The 18550-nt window shown below is 42.3% G+C and carries 17 protein-coding genes; 10 read left to right on the top strand and 7 right to left on the bottom strand.

Features of this window, described 5'->3' with window-relative positions; translation table 11 throughout:
• Positions 1 to 73: 73 nt before the first annotated feature.
• Positions 74 to 1390, top strand: coding sequence for an ATP-binding protein (locus tag ACYH0L_RS15455; protein WP_099728519.1), 1317 nt, complete (start codon positions 74 to 76; stop codon positions 1388 to 1390).
• On the top strand, positions 1387 to 2319 hold the full coding sequence (locus ACYH0L_RS15450) for a response regulator (RefSeq protein ID WP_099728518.1): 933 nt from the start codon (positions 1387 to 1389) through the stop codon (positions 2317 to 2319). Before ACYH0L_RS15455 ends, ACYH0L_RS15450 begins: the two co-directional genes overlap by 4 nt.
• Positions 2320 to 2335: 16 nt before the next feature.
• Here the strand turns inward: ACYH0L_RS15450 and ACYH0L_RS15445 are convergent, their stop codons facing one another.
• Positions 2336 to 2944, bottom strand: a complete 609-nt coding sequence (locus ACYH0L_RS15445; protein WP_099728517.1) for a TetR/AcrR family transcriptional regulator — start codon at positions 2942 to 2944, stop codon at positions 2336 to 2338.
• Between the two features lie 88 nt (positions 2945 to 3032).
• Between ACYH0L_RS15445 and ACYH0L_RS15440 the strand changes: the two genes are divergently transcribed.
• On the top strand, positions 3033 to 3581 hold the full coding sequence (locus ACYH0L_RS15440) for a hypothetical protein (protein ID WP_482354148.1): 549 nt from the start codon (positions 3033 to 3035) through the stop codon (positions 3579 to 3581).
• A gap of 37 nt (positions 3582 to 3618) precedes the next feature.
• Here ACYH0L_RS15440 and ACYH0L_RS15435 read toward each other — a convergent pair whose 3' ends face one another.
• Genes ACYH0L_RS15435 through ACYH0L_RS15425 form a run of 3 tightly spaced genes read right to left on the bottom strand, consistent with a single transcriptional unit; the run spans position 3619 to position 6186 of the window.
• Positions 3619 to 4557: a metal ABC transporter substrate-binding protein gene (locus tag ACYH0L_RS15435; RefSeq protein WP_327924460.1), complete on the bottom strand. Its 939-nt coding sequence runs from the start codon at positions 4555 to 4557 to the stop codon at positions 3619 to 3621.
• Between the two features lie 13 nt (positions 4558 to 4570).
• Positions 4571 to 5443 carry a metal ABC transporter permease gene (locus tag ACYH0L_RS15430; protein WP_099728513.1) on the bottom strand — a complete coding sequence of 291 codons (873 nt, stop codon included), beginning with the start codon at positions 5441 to 5443 and terminating at the stop codon, positions 4571 to 4573.
• Positions 5443 to 6186, bottom strand: a complete 744-nt coding sequence (locus ACYH0L_RS15425) for a metal ABC transporter ATP-binding protein (RefSeq protein ID WP_230030742.1) — start codon at positions 6184 to 6186, stop codon at positions 5443 to 5445. Before ACYH0L_RS15425 ends, ACYH0L_RS15430 begins: the two co-directional genes overlap by 1 nt.
• A 429-nt stretch (positions 6187 to 6615) precedes the next feature.
• Here ACYH0L_RS15425 and ACYH0L_RS15420 point away from each other — a divergent pair, with 429 nt between their 5' ends.
• From ACYH0L_RS15420 to ACYH0L_RS15390, 7 genes are all read left to right on the top strand, one after another.
• The gene (locus ACYH0L_RS15420) at positions 6616 to 8715 is read left to right on the top strand and encodes a heavy metal translocating P-type ATPase (protein ID WP_283775059.1); all 2100 of its coding nucleotides are present in this window, start codon (positions 6616 to 6618) and stop codon (positions 8713 to 8715) included.
• 143 nt (positions 8716 to 8858) lie between these two features.
• Positions 8859 to 9545, top strand: coding sequence for a DsbA family protein (locus ACYH0L_RS15415; RefSeq protein ID WP_099728510.1), 687 nt, complete (start codon positions 8859 to 8861; stop codon positions 9543 to 9545).
• Positions 9542 to 9955, top strand: a complete 414-nt coding sequence (locus ACYH0L_RS15410; protein ID WP_099728509.1) for a disulfide oxidoreductase — start codon at positions 9542 to 9544, stop codon at positions 9953 to 9955. Before ACYH0L_RS15415 ends, ACYH0L_RS15410 begins: the two co-directional genes overlap by 4 nt.
• Before the next feature lie 148 nt (positions 9956 to 10103).
• Positions 10104 to 10715 carry a trimeric intracellular cation channel family protein gene (locus tag ACYH0L_RS15405; protein WP_099728508.1) on the top strand — a complete coding sequence of 204 codons (612 nt, stop codon included), beginning with the start codon at positions 10104 to 10106 and terminating at the stop codon, positions 10713 to 10715.
• 318 nt (positions 10716 to 11033) lie between these two features.
• Entirely contained in the window at positions 11034 to 13049 is a 2016-nt protein-coding gene (locus tag ACYH0L_RS15400; protein ID WP_099728507.1) for a Na+/H+ antiporter, read from the top strand.
• A gap of 63 nt (positions 13050 to 13112) precedes the next feature.
• A complete protein-coding gene (locus tag ACYH0L_RS15395; RefSeq protein WP_230030744.1) occupies positions 13113 to 13982 on the top strand; it encodes an ROK family protein in 870 nt (289 codons plus the stop codon).
• Between the two features lie 69 nt (positions 13983 to 14051).
• Complete coding sequence (locus ACYH0L_RS15390; protein WP_230030745.1) at positions 14052 to 14897, top strand: aldo/keto reductase; 846 nt, start codon at positions 14052 to 14054, stop codon at positions 14895 to 14897.
• 38 nt (positions 14898 to 14935) lie between these two features.
• Here ACYH0L_RS15390 and modB read toward each other — a convergent pair whose 3' ends face one another.
• The 3 genes from modB to ACYH0L_RS15375 form a co-directional block, all read right to left on the bottom strand.
• On the bottom strand, positions 14936 to 15601 hold the full coding sequence (modB, locus tag ACYH0L_RS15385) for a molybdate ABC transporter permease subunit (protein ID WP_099728504.1): 666 nt from the start codon (positions 15599 to 15601) through the stop codon (positions 14936 to 14938).
• Positions 15601 to 16377, bottom strand: a complete 777-nt coding sequence (gene modA, locus ACYH0L_RS15380; protein WP_099728503.1) for a molybdate ABC transporter substrate-binding protein — start codon at positions 16375 to 16377, stop codon at positions 15601 to 15603. The genes modB and modA overlap by 1 nt, the downstream gene beginning before the upstream one ends.
• A gap of 271 nt (positions 16378 to 16648) precedes the next feature.
• Positions 16649 to 18499 (bottom strand): LTA synthase family protein, encoded by a 1851-nt coding sequence (locus tag ACYH0L_RS15375; RefSeq protein WP_327924468.1) that lies wholly within the window; start codon positions 18497 to 18499, stop codon positions 16649 to 16651.
• Positions 18500 to 18550 lie beyond the last annotated feature (51 nt).

The following is an 18550-nucleotide window of genomic DNA, read 5'->3' as shown; positions in this document are numbered from 1 at the left end:
TTTTTCATGGACTGTTTGTTTTTCTCAAGATCACATAGTATACTATCGTCAATTATTAGGGATGTGACTGCGTTTGAATCTACTGAAAAAATGGCTGAATACAGAGCCTTATTTAATTGTGATGCTCATTGTACTGACACCGATTGGCGGAGAGCTAAAATTTTATCCGTTTGAGGACAGCTTTCGGGTCAGCTTTGGGACCGTTGTCTTTTTCTTTATTCTGCTTCAAATGAAAAGATTCCCGGCATGGGCAAGCGGAATCATTGCAGGGGTATCTGTTTTTGCGTTTCGGGTGCTGCTTGATACAGCCGTGACAGGCCACCTGCCGCTGGAAGAGGCGGTTTCATTAAGATTACCTTCCCTGCTTTATTATGTCGTCTATGGCACGCTTTTTTATTTATTGCAGGTCAGACGTTTCCGTGATAAGCCTTGGCTGATTGGGGCGACAGGCATCATCATGGAACTGTGCGCGAGTGTTGTTGAGATGGTTGCGCTTCGAGGCACCATTGATGAAATTTTAACGGTGCGAACGCTATTTCAACTATTTGTTTTGGCGATTTTCAGAAGCTTTTTCGTATTGGCTTGTTATACGATGATTCGATTATATGAAGAGCAGGCGAGAGAGCGTCAGATGAAAAAGGAAAAGGAACACCTGCTCATGCTGCTTTCGAACCTTTACACGGAATCTACATACTTTCATAAGACACTTGCACATGCTGAGCACATTACAGCTACATCCTATCAATTGTATCAATCTCTTCATCACGCAAAGGATGCTGAATCATTGGATTTGAAAAAGCTTGGAAAAACAGCCCTGCAAATTGCAGGAGAGGTGCATGAAATTAAAAAGGATAATCAGCGGATTTTTTCTGCTTTATCAAAGCTGATTCATGAGGAGAAATTTCAGGAGTATGAAAGCCCTGCCCATATTGCTGGGCTTGTGATTCGTATCCATGAAAATTACGCAGAATCACTTAAAAAAAACATTGTCTTTCATTATGATGAAGAAGGGCAGCATCCCGTCTATCATGTGTATACCATTCTATCTTTGTTAAATAACATAGTATCTAATGCCGTTGAAGCTATTCCAGTCGATGGAGAGGTGTCACTATCCATTTCGCGGGAAGAGAAAGATGTCCTCTTTCAAATCAGCGACAACGGGCCTGGCATTAAAGAGCGTAATCATCATGTTATTTTTAAACCAGGCTTCACTTTAAAATACGACCAGGCTGGGAATCCATCAAGCGGCATAGGTCTTTCCTATGTGAAGGATACAGCAGAGAAGCTTGGCGGAAGTGTTGAGATGAAGAGTATCCCAAATAAACAAACGATTTTCACTTTAAAGCTACCAGTGGATCAAGTCAGTAGAAAAGAGGGGATTGGGAGATGAGATTTTTTATTGTCGATGATGATGAAGCCGTTCGTTCTTCACTGGCTCAGCTCATTGAAGATGAAGAGCTTGGCATTGTGGCTGGAGAAGCAGAGGATGGCGCAGAATTAACTGCCAGCTACTTAAATGATCTGCACATTGATATCTTATGTATTGATCTTCTGATGCCGGAAAGGGACGGGCTTGAAACGATTCGAGCAATCAAGGATGAGTTTCATGGGAAATACTTAATGCTGTCACAGGTAGAAACAAAGGAATTAATCGGACAGGCCTATGCGCTTGGCGTCGAGTATTATGTGACGAAGCCGATCAATCGGGTAGAAGTCTTAAGTGTGCTCCATCTCATGATTGAACGCCTTCATTTAGAGCACTCGATTGAAAATATTCAGAACTCGCTCAAATCGGCGATGCAGTTCCAGCAGCGAGGCCAGACGAAAACGAAGCAGCGGGGGAAAAGCTTAGCAGAGGCAGGTCAGTTCTTATTGGCGGAGCTAGGGATTGTCGGCGAGAAGGGGTCGAAAGATTTATTAGATATGATTCTCTTTACTGATCAGTACCTAGCGCTGCATGCCGATCATCACGATTCCTTTCCTTCTTTGAAGGTCATTTTCACCGGGATCACGGAGGATAAATTAAATGAGCCTTACACATCAGCAGACATCGCAAGAGAAGCGAAGGCAGCGGAACAGAGGGTAAGGCGAGCGATCAACCAATCATTGAAACACATTGCATCGCTCGGGTTAACGGATTATTCCCATCCAAGCTTTGAAAACTATGCATCTAAATTTTTCGATTTCACCATTGTACGAAAGAAAATGAGTGAATTGACAAAAGAGACAAGAGGAAGAGAAGAACATACCCGCATCAATGTGAAGAAATTTGTGCAGGTGCTCTACTACGAAGCAAAGCGTATTTTTATGGAAGATTAAAAAAAGACATGTTCTCCTATTGCGGAGGCATGTCTTTTTTTGTGATGGATTGCAGATGCATCTCCAGCACGGAGCGCATGAGCTGAGGCGGTAGACGGTGAGGCTGTAAGATTCCATTCAAAGCAAGCCCATTGACGACCGCATAAAGCCGTTCTGTCTCCAGTAAAAGATCGGTATGCTCTAGCAGCAGCTCAGCCTCTTTTAATTTCGTTAAACAAGCATGAACGGTTTGGAAAAGATCATCATACATTTCTGCATTGAGCGCCTGTAAATCTGATTCAGTCAGGGATTTAATCGTAAAAGCCTGCCACACCTCCATTTCAAATCTTCGTTCTTCATCAAGTGGAAGGACTTGCTCCAATAAAGAGAGGATATTTTCTTTAGTTGAACCGTTTAATGGAAGCCCTGCAATTCGTTCCTTGACTCTTTCCTGAATCAGATTCATAGAGAAAAGAAATAACTCCTGCTGTGTGGAAAAATAATGCCGCATAGAGCCGGCAGAAATCCCAGCTTCTACTGCTATTTTTCGCACAGAAGCGTTCTCTAATCCCTCCTGTTTAATCACTCTCATCGCAGCTTGAGCGACCTTTTGTTTTTGTTTTTGGTGATCGACGATTTTTGGCATATATTGATTTTAGCACAGCTATTGTTTTTTTAATACGACTGTGTTAGATTTTATTTAATACAATCGTATTAAAAAGGGTGTGGGAATATTGATCGGGTTATTGATTGTGGCATGTGAGATTGGTTTTTGGCTGTTTATTCTAATGGGTTTAACGCTGCGTTATGTGTTTAGACAGAAAAAGTGGGGAGCTTTCTTCCTGATCTGTACGCCGATTTTGGATCTGGTCCTTCTTGCGGCTACTTATATGGATTTAAGGCAAGGGGCGGTGGCGAGTGTCATCCGCGGACTTGCGGCTGTTTATATTGGTGTGAGTCTCGCCTTTGGGCACCAAATGGTGAAATGGGCAGATGCTCGCTTCGCTTATCGATTTGCAGGAGGCCCAAAGCCAAAGGGAAAACCAAAGTACGGCAAGGAGCGGTCTATGTATGAAATGGTCAGCTGGGTGAGGCATTTAGCTGCTTGGGTCATCGGAGCCGGTTTACTTTTTGGGCTCACCTTTCTCATTCAAGCACCAGAACGAACCGAATCATTGATGCAGCTTGCCTATGTGTGGGGAATGGTCTTAATCGTTGATTTCCTCATTAGCATCAGTTATGTGATTTGGCCGAAAAAACATCCACAAAATATGGCAGGCTAACAGAAAAGACAGGCGGACTCACTCCACCTGTCTTTTCTCATGATGACAACCCTTTGTAAATGGTGTCAATATTCCATTTCATCATCTTATAGTAGCTGTCTCCATCTTCACCTTTCTTTCCAATGGAGTCAGTGAATACTTTTCCCTTAATCGGAACCCCAGTTTCTTCAGAAAGGCTTTCAAGGCTGCGTTTATCTACACTTGTTTCAAGAAAGAGAGCAGGAACTTGATGATCTTTGACAAAATGAATGATGCGTTTCATTTGTCCAGGTGTTCCTTCGCTTTCTGTATTGATCTCCCAAATGTAGCCCGCTTTCAGTCCATACGCATCTGCAAAATACTTGAATGCTCCCTCACTTGTGACAAGGAGTTTTTTGTCTTTTGGCAGCTGATCAAACTTGTCTTTTGCTTCATGATGAAGAGCTTGAAGCTTCTTGATGTAGGCGTCTGCATTTTTTTCGTAATCCTCTTTATGCTCGGGGTCCGCTTGAATGAGCGCATCCCGGGCATTTTGTGCATAAATAATGCCATTTGCAACATTCAGCCAGGCATGGGGGTCCTGCTGACTTTCCAGCCCTTTTGAAGATAAATGCTTTACTTTGACGCCCTTCCTCAATTCGGCTACAGGGGCATTATCCCCGTTCTTGCCGCTCGATTCAAGCAGCTTTTGAAACCAGCCATTCCCTGTTTCGAGGTTTAAGCCATTGTATAGAACAAGGTCTGCATCCGTCGTATGCTGAACATCCTTTGGCAGTGGGTCGAATTCATGTGGGTCTGTACCAATGGGAACAATGCTGTGAATAGAGACATGCTGTCCGCCTACTTCCTTCACGATGTCATAAAGAATGGAATAGGTCGTGACAACTTTTATTTTGCCATCATCTTTGCCGGAATGATTTTGTTGAGTAGAACAACCTGCGATCACCATAAGGGCAATGAATACTGCGGTCAAACGGATTGCAAATACCTTCTTCATATAGTTCCTCCTTTTACATAGACGCTTCCTTTTTTAACTGCGTTCGTTTTCGTTTAGATTTTAATGATCTCCATAAAATACCTTGCTTTGGTGAAAAGATAAAGGCACTGCCGAATAAAATGGTCGCGACTAGCACGATGGAAGCACCAGACGACAAGTTATACGTAAAACTCAGCCCAAGTCCCACGATGGCAGAAACGGCACCGAAAAAAGCAGATAAATAAATCATGATCCATAGCCGGTCTGTCAAGAGATAAGCGGTGGCGGCCGGCGTAATAAGCATCGCAACGACAAGAATAATACCAACGGTTTGCAGCGACGCGACGGTTACAAGGGTCAATAATGTCATGAGAAAATAATGAATCATTCGATTTGGTAAACCGTAAACAGAAGAAATGACCGGATCAAATGAACTAATGAGCAGTTCTTTGTAGAACACGATGACGGCCAGTAAAATAAAAATGCCGATTCCGAGCGTAATCCACATATCAGAGGAACGAACAGCTAGTACGTTTCCAAACAAGATATGATATAAATCACTGGAACTTTTCAAAAATGTAATGAGAATGATCCCAATTGAAAAAAAGGCGGTGAATACAATGCCGATCGCAGAATCATTTTTAATGCGGCTGTTTTGACTGACATATCCGATGCCAATCGCTGTTAGCACACCAGTTAAGACGGCTCCGAAAAAAAAGTTAATCCCTAGCATATAAGAGATGGCGACACCTGGCAGCACGGCGTGTGAAATGGCATCTCCCATCAGTGCCATGCCTCGTAAAATGATAAAGCAGCCAATGACACCGCAAATAATGCCTACCATGACGGATGTAAATAACGCTTTTTGTAAAAACGCATACTCAAAGAGTCCGGTTAAGAATTCCATTACACGTCTCCTCCTGCTGATTTTAAGAATGGTAGCTGCGTTTCATACGCCTTTAGCATCACCTCTGGAAGAAGGATGTCGTGTACAGGTCCTGCCTTGATCAGTTTTTTATTTAAAAGAACGAGGTGGCTGAAGTAATCATCGGCCTTACTTAAATCATGGTGGACGACCAGAATGGTTTTCCCTTCATCTCGTAATTCCTTCAAAATGCGAATCATCGTTTCTTCACTTGTCATATCAATCCCGACAAAAGGTTCATCCAAACAAAAGAGCTGTGCGTTTTGAGCAAGTGCTCTTGCAAGGAAGACACGCTGCTGCTGACCGCCGGATAATTCACCGATCTGCCTTTTGGCAAAGTCCTGCATCCCGACTTTTTCTAAGCAATGGTATGCATAGGCTCGGTCTTCTTTTTTGGGTCGTTTCATTAGTCCAAGCTTCGGATATGTTCCAAGTAGAACGGTATCCAGTACATGAATAGGAAATGTCCAGTCTAGATCATTTCTCTGCGGTACATATGCGATCTGTTTTCTGACTTGTTTAAAGGGCTGTTCAAAAAAGTGAATATTCCCTTGATCTTTTTCAATTAAATCCAAACATGCTTTCAATAAAGTCGATTTACCGGCACCATTTGGACCAATGATTCCTGTCATCGTCCCTTCCTGTATGGAAAGAGAGATGTTTTCTAATGCATCTTGTCCGTGATATGAGACATATAGACGGTCGATTGTTAAAGCATTTGACATCTCTTGCGGCCCCTTTCAATCATCATTGCGTTTCCTAAAGATATATGCATACATTAAATAATTTTGACTAAAGGATGAAATGATTGACTAACGCTAATTTGTTTCCTTAAGGAAACTTTTATTTCATTCTAAGCGTATGTCCTTCTTTTGTAAAGAGAAATGCTGTACTTATTTCGTTAGAGGTCAAACGATCGTTTCTATGTTATGCGACGAGCGGGGGACATGAGCTTGGTTTATTGAAAATCCACGAAACAGCATTGAACACAAAAAAACAATTATTTGCTCATAAATGATTGACAGTTGATCAGATCTCCACATATAATAAGGGTAATTCAATATATGAATATGTGCTCATATATAACATCCATAGTATCTGATATAGGTTTGATTGAATCAGGGAAGGCTACTTATATAGAAAAAGGTGAGAACATGAAAAAGATGAAAGATGAATACGTATTAAGCGGTCTTGATTGCGGCAACTGTGCACGTAAAATCGAAACAGGTGTCAGCAAAATGGATGGAGTTGAAGCATGCTCTGTTAATTTTGCGACAGGCACATTGACTGTCACACATGCAGATAAACAAGAAACAATGTCAAAGCGTATTGTGAAAACCGTTCAGTCCATTGAACCTCATGTGAGTGTATCACCAAAAGAAGAAGGACATCATCACGATCATGATCATGGGACAAAGAACTTAAAAACGATTGTGCTGAAATTAATTGGCGGTGCTGTGATTGGAACAGCTGCCTATTTTATACCTGAAGATGGTTTGCTGAAGTTCGTCATGTTTTTCGCAGCGTATTTACTAGTCGGCGGTGATGTCGTCTTTAAAGCGCTGAAAAATATCGTGCGCGGCCAAGTATTTGATGAGAACTTTTTAATGACCATTGCAACCGTTGGTGCTTTTGTCATTCAGCAATATCCAGAGGCACTAGCTGTCATGCTGTTTTACCAAATTGGAGAGCTCTTCCAAGGAGCGGCAGTGAATCGTTCAAGACGATCGATTAGTGAATTAATGAATATTCGCCCTGAATATGCGAATCTCAAAGTGGGACATGAAACGAAAAGAGTAAAGCCGGAAGAAGTAAAAGCGGGTGACCGCATCGTCGTCAAACCGGGTGAGAAAATTCCGCTGGACGGACTTGTCATTGAAGGTTATTCACTCGTGGATACCTCTGCATTAACAGGGGAATCCGTTCCTCGAGATGTAGAAGCAGGAAAAGAAGTTCTTGCAGGATTTGTGAATCAAAACGGGATTCTTGAAATTGAAGTACAAAAAGAGCTAAGCGAATCGGCTGTTACGAAGATTTTAGATTTGGTGGAGAATGCGAGCAGCCGAAAAGCACAGACAGAAAACTTTATCACAAAGTTCGCAAAATATTATACACCTGCGGTCGTCGTGCTAGCATTATTGCTTGCCTTTATGCCGCCGCTCCTCATTCCATCAGCACAATTGTCTGACTGGGTTTACCGGGCGCTCGTCTTTCTCGTGATCTCTTGTCCTTGTGCACTGGTTGTCTCCATCCCATTAGGATTCTTCGGTGGAATCGGTGCGGCATCTAAACGAGGCATTCTTGTGAAAGGCAGTAACTATTTAGAAGCACTGAACTCTGTGCGCTATGCTGTATTTGATAAAACTGGCACACTCACAAAAGGGAACTTTACGGTGACCAATATCGTGACAACGAGTGACAAGTGCTCAAAAGAGGAACTGCTTTCTTTTGCGGCTCTGGCAGAAGCCCATTCCTCGCACCCGATTGCAGAATCAATTAAAGCTGCTTACGGTTCACCACTTGATGAGAGCCAGATTGAAGCATATGAGGATATTGCTGGACATGGAATTAAAGCCACGATAAGCGGTGTCCATGTATTAGCTGGAAATCACCGCTTAATGGAAAGAGAAGGCATTGCGTTTGAAAAAGAAAAACGAAGCGGAACCGTTGTGTACATGGCAATAAACGGTGAGTTTGCCGGATCTATTTTGATTGCAGATGAATTAAAGGATGATGCGACCGAAGCAGTCTCTGCATTAAAAGCGTCTGGGATTAAAACAGTCATGCTCACTGGTGATGCCAAACAAGTAGGGACTGCGGTCGCCCAGCAAATTGGTATTGACGAAGTGCATACTGAATTATTGCCACAGGATAAAGTAACGAAATTAGAAGAAATCGATCAGAAAAAAGCCCCTCAAGAAAAATTATTATTTGTAGGGGATGGCATTAATGATACACCGGTATTAGCAAGAGCAGACATAGGAATTGCAATGGGCGGGCTTGGTTCAGATGCAGCTGTAGAGGCGGCTGATATCGTGATCATGACAGATCAGCCATCAAAGGTAGCAGAAGCCATTGCAGTCGCTAAAAGAACAAGAGCGATTGTATGGCAGAATATCGCATTTGCTCTTGGCGTCAAAGCAGTTTTCCTCTTACTTGGTGCATTTGGTATTGCGACCATGTGGGAAGCAGTCTTTTCAGATGTGGGTGTTACCGTACTGGCTGTTTTAAATGCGATGAGGGTCATGAAATAAAACTGTAAGGAAAAATTCATGAATACCACCTTTCATAATGGCCCCCCTCTTGTTAAAATAGAAGAAGTTGGATAATGGCATTTTTCTAAGCTATTATCCTTTTTCTTTTTTTAAGGAATGAAAAAGATAAGGTAGGTGCTTTTGTGAGTAAAAAAAATAATCAATCTTCATCCATTAAATTTGCTGTCATTTTAACCATCGTCGCAGCTCTTCTCATCGGTCTATTTGTTGTGATTGGGAACAATAACAGCCAAGAAGCACAAACAGTTGACAGTAAGCCTTCTATTAAAGGACAGCCTGTCATGGGGGACAAAAACGCAGCGGTGCAAATCGTCGAGTTTGGGGACTACAAATGTCCGTCATGTAAATCATTTGAAACAGACATTTTCCCGAAACTGAAAGCAGACTACATAGATAAAGGCGATGTATCTTTCTCGTTTATTAACTTACCACTGCCTGTTCATGGAGATGGCGCAGTGTTAGCAGCACTCGCTTCTGAAGAAGTGTGGAAGGAAGACCCAAAAAACTTCTGGGCATTTCATGAAGCTGTCTATGACGCACAGCCAGATAGTGAAGCAGAGTGGGTAACACCTGCTAAGCTGACTGAACTAGCGAAAAAGACAACAAAAATTGATACGGACAAGCTCAAAGACAACTTATCGAAGAAAACGTATCAGCCGGAGCTGAACACGGACGATCAGCTTGTGAACAAATATAAAGTCAATTCAACACCAACGATTTATATTAATAATAAACAAGTCCAAAACTTTTATGACTATGATGAAATCAAGGAATTAATCGATCAAGAACTCAAAGGGAAAAAATCATGAAGAATAAGCTGATTTACTTATACAGCGCTTGGATCGTCTCTATCGTTGCGACGATGAGCAGCCTGTATTTAAGTGAAGTAAAGAAGTTTATCCCATGCGATCTGTGCTGGTTTCAGCGCATTTTCATGTACCCGCTCGTGCTTTTACTTGGAATTGCTACATTCCGGGGCGATGTCAAAGTGAAGTACTACGTTCTGCCTTTGGCAGTGATTGGTGCTGGCTTTTCCATCTATCATTATATGGAACAAAAGATCCCAGGATTTGCATCGATTCGCCCTTGCCTCAGCGGCATTCCTTGTTCCTTTGATTATCTGAATTGGTTTGGTTTTATCACCATTCCACTATTGGCTCTTATTGCATTTATTCTTATCATCATCAGTATGCTGCTGTTAAATGCAAAAGAAGATTGAGTGAAAAAGCCTGCTTTTGAAGCAGGTTTTTTTAGTTTTGCAAAAAGATAAAATTTAAGGAAAATTTGTATTGCTTTTCGCCTGTGTCAGATATACATTAAGGGTGTAGTGTTAGATGATCAGACAATGGTAAGGAGATAAGCGGAAAATGGCATGGGAAGTCTTAAGTATCATTGGCATTATCGCATTCGCCATTAGTGGCGCGATTGTGGCAATGGAGGAAGAGTACGATATTCTTGGTGTGTACATTTTAGGGATTGTGACAGCATTTGGCGGTGGAGCGATTCGTAATTTATTAATCGGACTCCCGGTATCGGCTTTATGGTCACAGGGCAAGATGTTTACCATTGCCCTTGTGTCGATTACGATTGTGTTTCTATTTCCAAAGCTCTTGCTCAAGCATTGGAGCACATGGGGGAATTTTTCGGATGCCATCGGCTTAGCAGCCTTTGCGATTCAAGGCGCATTATTTGCTGTGCAAAGAGAGCTCCCGCTCAGTGCGGTCATTGTGGCAGCCATTTTGACTGGGAGCGGCGGCGGGATTGTACGTGATCTCCTGGCAGGGCGCAAGCCGCTTGTTTTAAAAGCGGAGATTTACGCAGTATGGGCAGCACTTGGCGGCTTATTTGTAGGACTTGGTTTAGCCCAAGGAGAGCTCGCACTGTATCTGCTGTTTCTCATCCTCGTCACATGCCGGGTTTGTTCCTACTTATTCAAATGGCGGCTTCCCGCTAGGTCTTATTTTTTAAATAAAGGGTAAAAAAAGAGGGCGGCAATTTCGCTCTTTTTTTGTTTTATTCGAGCTGGATGTCAGCAGGTCATGCCATTTTCGTGTAAAATAAAAGTAGGTTTTTTATTCATTATTGGAACATTACATGTAATAAAAATTTTGTCATTTGGCTGAATATCTGGATTCAGCCTTTTTTTGCCTAGATGGATTGTCATGTTGTTGGTTTCACTTTTTGCGGGATACTAAAAAAGCACTTATGATCGGACGGATGGATCAAAAAGAATGAAACGCATCTTTGCATGTAAGCAAAACATGACGAACATAATAAAATAGGAGGGACATGTACTAGTGGAGATTTTTCTGGCAGTGCTCGTACTATTAGCACTCATTGCATCATCTAATATTATCAATCGTTTTCTGCCCTTTATTCCAGTTCCGTTAATCCAAGTGGGCTTAGGGATATTGGTCGCAGCTTTTCCTTCAGGTTTACATATTTCTTTAAATCCTGAGCTGTTTTTCGTGTTATTCATTGCGCCGCTTTTATTTAATGACGGGAAGCGGACCCCAAGGGATGAGCTATGGAAATTAAGAGCGCCTATTCTTCTCTTAGCACTTGGTTTAGTGTTTGCAACAGTTATTGTAGCGGGATATACCATTCATTGGATGATTCCAAGCATTCCGCTTCCAGCCGCATTTGCGCTTGCAGCGATTCTTTCACCAACAGATGTGGTCGCAGTGAGTGCCTTATCCAGCCGTGTAAATATGCCAAAAGGCATCATGAGGCTGCTTGAAGGGGAAGGGCTGATGAACGATGCATCAGGACTTGTCGCCTTTAAATTTGCCATTGCTGCAACTGTTACTGGGGCTTTTTCAATTGCTGAGGCATCCTTTAGCTTTGTCCTTATTGCCGCTGGCGGATTATTGACTGGATTTATTCTATCCTTTTTTATCATTCGTTTCCGCTATTTCCTCCGCCGTTTAGGAATGGACGATGTCACAATGCACATCATCCTGCAAATCCTTACGCCATTTGTGATATATCTAGCAGCTGAAGAAATCGGCGTATCCGGCATTTTAGCGGTTGTTGCTGGTGGTGTGACGCATGCAATTGAGCAAGATCGAATGGAAGGGAATTTAGCAAAACTGCAAATTGCTTCTTCAAACACATGGAATATTATTTTATTTATTTTAAACGGCCTTGTTTTCGTTTTACTTGGATTGCAGATTCCGGATGTATCCACAGTCATTTTCCAAGATGAAGCATTTAATAATATGCAGGTCATCAGTTACATTTTAATCATTACACTCTGTCTCATGGTTCTAAGATTCTTATGGGTATGGCTGTTCTGGGCAGGTAACTGGAGTGTAACGAAAAAGCAGAATGTGAAAAAACCGAAGCTGCGCGCTTCGATGCTGATGACATTCTCTGGTGTTCGTGGTGCTGTCACTTTAGCAGGTGCCTTCTCAATACCATTTACGCTTGCGGACGGATCACCATTCCCCGAGCGGCATTTGATTATTTTCCTCGCAGCAGGCGTGATCTTATGTACACTCATTTTAGCTAGTGTGCTCTTGCCTATTTTATCTGAGAATAAAGATAAGCAAGTTGCTGTGGACTTAAATACAAAGATTCAGCATGCGAAACGGAAGCTGCTGAGAAGTGCCATTAAAACCTTAAGAGAGGGAATGAATGAGGACAATAGGGAAGTGTCACTTGCACTCATCAATGATTACCGAATGAAGCTGAGAAATATTCAGCGTGAACCATACCAATTTGGGATGAGAAAACAGGAACGAAAAATCAGATTGCATGGAATTAAAGCAGAGCAAATGAAGCTTCAGCAATTAATTGATGAAGAGAAATTAGATAAAGAAGAAGCCTATGAACTGCAAGAGAGATTTCATGAGCTGGAAATGCTGTATTCAAACTCCTTTAAAATTCGTTTTTCAAAAGTGAAGTTTCTGCGCTTGCTTCAATGGCTCCAATTATGGCGGCCGGATGAGCGTGTTTCAAGCGGCATTTTAGAAAACGAGGAATCGTACAAACAAATCCGTAAGAAAACCGCTGAAGCTGCAGTAGATTCGATCAAACAGCATATGACAGATGAAAATAAACAAACATGTCACCAAGTCATTGGTTTTTACAATCAAGTGATTTTCCGCTGTGAACACGGTCCATCTTTCTTTCAGCAAAAAGATCGTGCCTTTGACAGAAAGAAAAAGGAGCTCAACTTCCAAGCTGTACAGACGATTCGAAATGAAATTCAAACCTTATATGAAGATGGCGAAATCAATCGTGATATTGCCCATCATTTAAGGGAGTATATCAATGACATGGAAGCAGTCTTGCTAACCAATACGTGATGTTGTCATCTCCTCCCCTATGTTTTATGATGAAGAAAGAGAACGAGCAGGGGGAGATCAATGATGGCGTATTATGGAGCAATTGAAGCTGGAGGTACAAAGTTTTGTTGTGCAATTGGCAATGAGTATGGGGAAATTGTAGAGGAATGGACGATTCCTACAGAGCAACCGGAAAAAACATTGCAAAAGCTCATTCCATTTTTTCGAAAATATGAAATTGAAGCATTAGGGGTCGGCTCTTTTGGACCGATCTGTGTTCAAAAGGACGATCCTTCTTACGGTTATATCATGAACACGCCGAAGGTCGAATGGAAGCATTACCCGTTCATCCCGGAGCTACAGAAACAATTAGGAGTACCTGTGTCCTTTACAACAGATGTAAATGCGGCAGCATTAGGTGAATTGACAAAAGGGGCAGCCAAAGGGCTGAACAGCTGTATGTATATCACAGTTGGCACGGGTATTGGTGCCGGAGCTGTTGTGAAAAATGAGCTTCTTCATGGTCATTCACATCCAGAAATGGGACATATCCTTGTCAGGCAGCATGAATCAGACCAGTTTGCAGGTGTCTGCCCAGCGCACGGTACTTGCTTAGAAGGACTGGCAGCTGGACCAGCGATTGAGAAAAGGTGGGGAAAGCCGGCCAAAGAGCTCACTCAGGAAGAATCGGTTTGGGCACTTGAAGCGGATTATTTGGCACAGGCATTGATGCAATACACGCTCATTTTAAGCCCAGAACGGATCATTATGGGCGGAGGCGTGATGAAGCAAAGCCAGCTATTTCCGCTCATTCGAGAGAAGCTTGCTGCATATGTAAATGATTATGTAGACTTGCCGCCGCTTGATACATACATTGTCTCTCCTGGACTTGAGGACAAGGCTGGCATGACAGGCGCTTTGCTTTTAGCCATCGAAGCGAAGAGAAACGCCTGATAATAGAGTTTTGAAGCGCAACATGAGATAATGAAAAAGATGGAATCTATGAAAAAGGTGGTTGTTAACATGGTTAAAAGCTTGAATGATACCGTAACACTGAATAACGGAGTGGAAATGCCTTGGTTTGGTTTAGGTGTATTCAAAGTGGAGGACGGCAATCAAGTGGTAGATGCCGTAAAAGCAGCCATACGAAACGGATATCGCAGCATTGATACGGCTGCCGTTTATAAAAATGAGACAGGCGTAGGGAAAGCCATTAAAGAATCTGGTGTGAAACGAGAAGAATTATTCATTACGTCTAAAGTATGGAACACAGATCAAGGCTATGACAAGGCGCTAGCTGCTTTTGATGCAAGCTTAAATCGTTTAGGTCTTGATTACTTAGACCTATATTTGATCCATTGGCCTGGACCAAACGCAGATACATTTAAAGAAACATGGCGTGCGCTTGAGAAGCTTTATAAAGATGGAAAAGTCAGAGCCATTGGCGTCAGCAACTTCTATGTTCAGCATTTAGAAGAGCTGTTAAAAGATGCTGAGGTTGTCCCAGCGGTGAACCAAGTTGAGTTTCATCCGAAACTGACACTTGTCGAATTACGTCAATATGCAAAAGAAAAAGGCATTCAAATTGAAGCGTGGTCTCCGCTTATGCAAGGAAAGCTGCTAGATCATGACATATTGAAGGACATTGCGGCACGCTGCAACAAATCTGTTGCTCAAGTCATCTTGCGCTGGGATCTGCAAAGCGGCGTCGTGACAATTCCAAAATCAATCAATGAAGAACGCATTAAACAAAACGCAGACATTTTTGACTTCGAGCTTTCTCAAGAAGACATGGAAAAAATCGATGCATTAAATAATAACGAACGCGTCGGCTCGAACCCAGAGACGATGACGGTTGGGTTTGAATAAATAAAAAATCCTCTTTCTCTTTTGAGAAAGGGGATTTTTTACGTGCTGCTTCGGCGCACAGCCAGCAGCATGATAAAAGACAATATCACAATACAAATCGTCCAAGCCCAAGCAAGCTCCATTCGTCCAGAATCAATGGCCACATAAATAGCAGTTGGGAGTGTTTGGGTTTTCCCTGGGATGTTGCCGGCAAACATTAAGGTCGCCCCAAATTCTCCAAGGGCCCTGGCAAAGCTGAGGACGCTGCCTGACAGCAGGGAAGGCAGGGCGAGTGGTACGGTGATATAGGCAAAGACTTGGAATGAATGAGCACCGTCTACTTTTGCAGCACCTTCAATGTCTGACTCAATCGTAGAAAACCCCGCTTTTGCTGATTGATACATGAGCGGGAAAGCCACAACCGTTGATGCAATGACTGCCGCCCACCATGTGAAGATGACAGGCTGATGGAAGATCCATTCAATGGCGCGTCCAATCACACTATGCTTTCCGAACATGACAAGCAATAAAAACCCTACGACCGTTGGTGGGAGGACAAGCGGCATCATGAGGAGCGTTTCAACGATCATTTTCCCCTTAAAAGATGTTCGCGCCATCCAAAAGCCGATCGTTGTTCCAAAAACAGTAGCCAATAGTCCGCTGACGACGGCAACTTGAATCGACAGCCAAATAGGAGATAAAAATTCTTCAGTCAGCATAGGCATTATTTCACTTGAAAGCCGTACTTTTTAAAAATTGATGCAGCTGTATCTGATTGGAGATATTGAAAAAATACCTTGGCTTCCTCTAAATGTTCTGTCCCTTTTACAATTCCTACTGGATAAATGATGGGGGAATGCATGTCCGGATTTGCCTCAGCTACAATCTTTCCTTTTTTGGAAACGAGGGCGTCTGTCTTATACACAACACCTGCTTCCACATTCCCTGTTTCTACGTAGCTTAGAACTTGACGCACATCTTTACCGTAGACAGCGTTCTTTTTCACTTGATCCCATATGTTCAGCTTTGTGAAAATCTCTTTTCCGTATGTACCAGCAGGAACAGATTCAGGTGTACCGAGAGCAATCTTTCCTTTTACGTGCTGGACGTCTTGAAAGCTTTTGATAGAGGAAGAGCTTTCTTTTGGCACTATGAGGACAAGCTCATTTTGTATGGCATCCTTTGTATGATCCTGATCGATGTCTCCAGATTGGACAAGTTCATCGAAGGGCTCCTCAGCCGCAGAGAAAAAGAGATCAGCTGTTGCTCCTTGAGCGATTTGCTGCTTCAGTGCGCCTGATGACCCAAAATTATTTGTTAATGTGACGTTCGGATGCTGATCGTTAAAGGCGGATTCAATTTCCTTTAATGCATCTTGAAGGCTTGCAGCTGCTGAAATCACAAGCTCCGTCTTTTTGCTCGTATGTGATGACTTCATCTCTGTTTGACATCCGGTTAGGAGCAAACATAGGGTGATGAAGGCTAAGAATGTATACTTCATGTTCACACCTCTCATCATTCAATATCATATGTATCCTTTATTATAAGCAAACTTATTTGACCATTCATAGGCTTTCAGCGTGTAGACAAACCCTCGCATTCGTTGTCAGTCCTGCGTGCCGGTGCTCACGAATGTCAAATTCGCTCCGCTCCGGTACTCGTCCTTCCTAGACTGCAAAGGTTTTCTATCACGCTGAGAAGAAGACAAAGGGCTAAAATGAAGATCATTTTAGCCCTTTGTCAACAATCTGAAAGCCGCCAAATGGCAGCTTTTAATGCTGATAAAAACGCAGTAAATTCCCATTGATCACTTTGTCTGATAAGGAAAGCTCTTTATTGGCTTTTTCTATATAAGGCTGACAAACCTCATCTTGTTCAACAGGCTCTTTTGTTTTTTGGTCATAGCAGGTGTTCTTTGTATAGAGATAATCATCTGTAATAAAGTTCCCATTTCGCAAAACAGCGAAAGGCGTACGTTCGTTAGAAAATAAGTCATTTCCAAATTGAATGGCATCCTTGGATTCAATCCCAAGCAAATGGAGGAGTGTCGGTTTCACGTCCATTTGGCCGGCTGTTTCTGATATTGTCTGCGGTGCTTGATCCGTGATACCAGGAATGTAGATTAAAAATGGCACCCGCTGTAGTTTGACAGCATCCAACGGTGTGATTTCATCCTGCTCGAGCAGCTCGGCCATCGCCTCATGATGTGCCTCTGAGATGCCATAGTGATCACCCATAAGGACGAACATCGTATTTTCATACAGTCCTTCTTCTTTCATGCGGTCAAAAAATGTCTTAATGGCTTCATCTTGATAGCGGACGGTCGTCACATAGCGGTTTAAAATGGTGCTAGACGAATCATATTCATCAATAAATTGATCCTTTGGATCGATTTCAAATGGAAAGTGATTAGTCAATGTAATGAACGTGCTGTAATAAGGAGTCTTCAACTTCTTTAAATAATCAATGGATTGATCAAAAAAGTCGATATCCTTTAAGCCCCAGCCAGTCGAATTATGTTCATTGACATCAAACGAATCGACATCATAAAAGCGATCAATCCCAAGCGATTCATACATCACATCACGATTCCAAAACGTTTTATTATTCGCATGAAATTGGACGGATTGATAATTCTGTTTTTTCAATTCCTTGTATAACGTGTCATATTCGTTGTCACTCGCTGTGAAAAAGACAGCGCCACTGCTAGATGGATAGAGGGAATTTGCGACAATAAACTCTGAATCCGATGTCTTCCCTTGCTCTGTCTGCTGATAAAATTCATCAAAATAAAAGCTCTTTTTGGCCAGTTGATTTAAAAAGGGTGTGATGTATTGTCCATTCACCTTTTGGTCAACGACAAATTGCTGCGTTGATTCAAGTGAAATGAACACGACGTTCTTGCCTTTAGCAAGTCCAAAGTAGTCTTCGTTTGGTGCACTGTAATCAGCCTTTGTATAGTTGGCTACTGTTGAAAGGGTATCTTCATCTGCAAAGGCTTTTTGTCCAATACGCGCCGTTTGGGCAGCGCCGTCATACAGGTGGAATTGGAACAGCCCAAGGTTTCGTACGATGACTTCTCGATCATAAGAGCTTGTCAGAAATCGAGGATGATCCATCATGGCTGAGCTGACATGAAACAATAGAAAGCTGCAACAGACCGCATAATACGTTTTGATCGTTTTGAATGACGCTTTTGGTGCTAATGGTTTACGCTTTAACAGCCATGCCAGCACCACGAAATCAATGAGCATCAGCACAAACAGCGGGTGGAACAACTCAGTCATGCTGCTGCCCATATCCCCCATGTTCTTGGCTTGAAATAACACGGGAATGGTAATGAAATCAATATAAAAACCGTAAAAGATCGTATTTGATATCAAGATGGCTGTCAGAATAAAATTTGCGGTCAATAAAAAAACCTTTTGTTTGGTTTCATTTAAAAAAAGAGCAATCCCAAACAAAGGGAGCAAAAAGCTGAGTGGATTGATCAAAAGCAGCCATTCGTGAAACAGATTGGCCGTTCGTATATGAAATCCGAATTGATAAATGATGTATGTTTTCATCCACATGAAGAGGATGGAGTACACTAAAAACCAGTGATCTTTGAAAAACGCTTTCATTTATGTAGCTCCTCACCATTCTGTATTCAGCTGCACGGCAAAAACACTTAT

It is taken from the genome of Bacillus sp. MC1252 (assembly GCF_056838025.1).
This window is presented reverse-complemented; position numbering and strand designations above follow the sequence as displayed.

What these genes read in the sequence shown, in the direction of transcription:
- ACYH0L_RS15450 (WP_099728518.1), top strand. Translation starts at nt 1,387, where the DNA reads ATGAGATTTTTTATTGTCGATGATGATGAAGCCGTTCGTTCTTCACTG.
- ACYH0L_RS15420 (WP_283775059.1), top strand. Translation starts at nt 6,616, where the DNA reads ATGAAAAAGATGAAAGATGAATACGTATTAAGCGGTCTTGATTGCGGC.
- ACYH0L_RS15390 (WP_230030745.1), top strand. Translation starts at nt 14,052, where the DNA reads ATGGTTAAAAGCTTGAATGATACCGTAACACTGAATAACGGAGTGGAA.
- ACYH0L_RS15425 (WP_230030742.1), bottom strand. Translation starts at nt 6,186, where the DNA reads ATGTCAAATGCTTTAACAATCGACCGTCTATATGTCTCATATCACGGA.
- ACYH0L_RS15410 (WP_099728509.1), top strand. Translation starts at nt 9,542, where the DNA reads ATGAAGAATAAGCTGATTTACTTATACAGCGCTTGGATCGTCTCTATC.
- ACYH0L_RS15445 (WP_099728517.1), bottom strand. Translation starts at nt 2,944, where the DNA reads ATGCCAAAAATCGTCGATCACCAAAAACAAAAACAAAAGGTCGCTCAA.
- modB (WP_099728504.1), bottom strand. Translation starts at nt 15,601, where the DNA reads ATGCCTATGCTGACTGAAGAATTTTTATCTCCTATTTGGCTGTCGATT.
- ACYH0L_RS15395 (WP_230030744.1), top strand. Translation starts at nt 13,113, where the DNA reads ATGGCGTATTATGGAGCAATTGAAGCTGGAGGTACAAAGTTTTGTTGT.
- modA (WP_099728503.1), bottom strand. Translation starts at nt 16,377, where the DNA reads ATGAAGTATACATTCTTAGCCTTCATCACCCTATGTTTGCTCCTAACC.
- ACYH0L_RS15375 (WP_327924468.1), bottom strand. Translation starts at nt 18,499, where the DNA reads ATGAAAGCGTTTTTCAAAGATCACTGGTTTTTAGTGTACTCCATCCTC.
- ACYH0L_RS15435 (WP_327924460.1), bottom strand. Translation starts at nt 4,557, where the DNA reads ATGAAGAAGGTATTTGCAATCCGTTTGACCGCAGTATTCATTGCCCTT.
- ACYH0L_RS15405 (WP_099728508.1), top strand. Translation starts at nt 10,104, where the DNA reads ATGGCATGGGAAGTCTTAAGTATCATTGGCATTATCGCATTCGCCATT.
- ACYH0L_RS15430 (WP_099728513.1), bottom strand. Translation starts at nt 5,443, where the DNA reads ATGGAATTCTTAACCGGACTCTTTGAGTATGCGTTTTTACAAAAAGCG.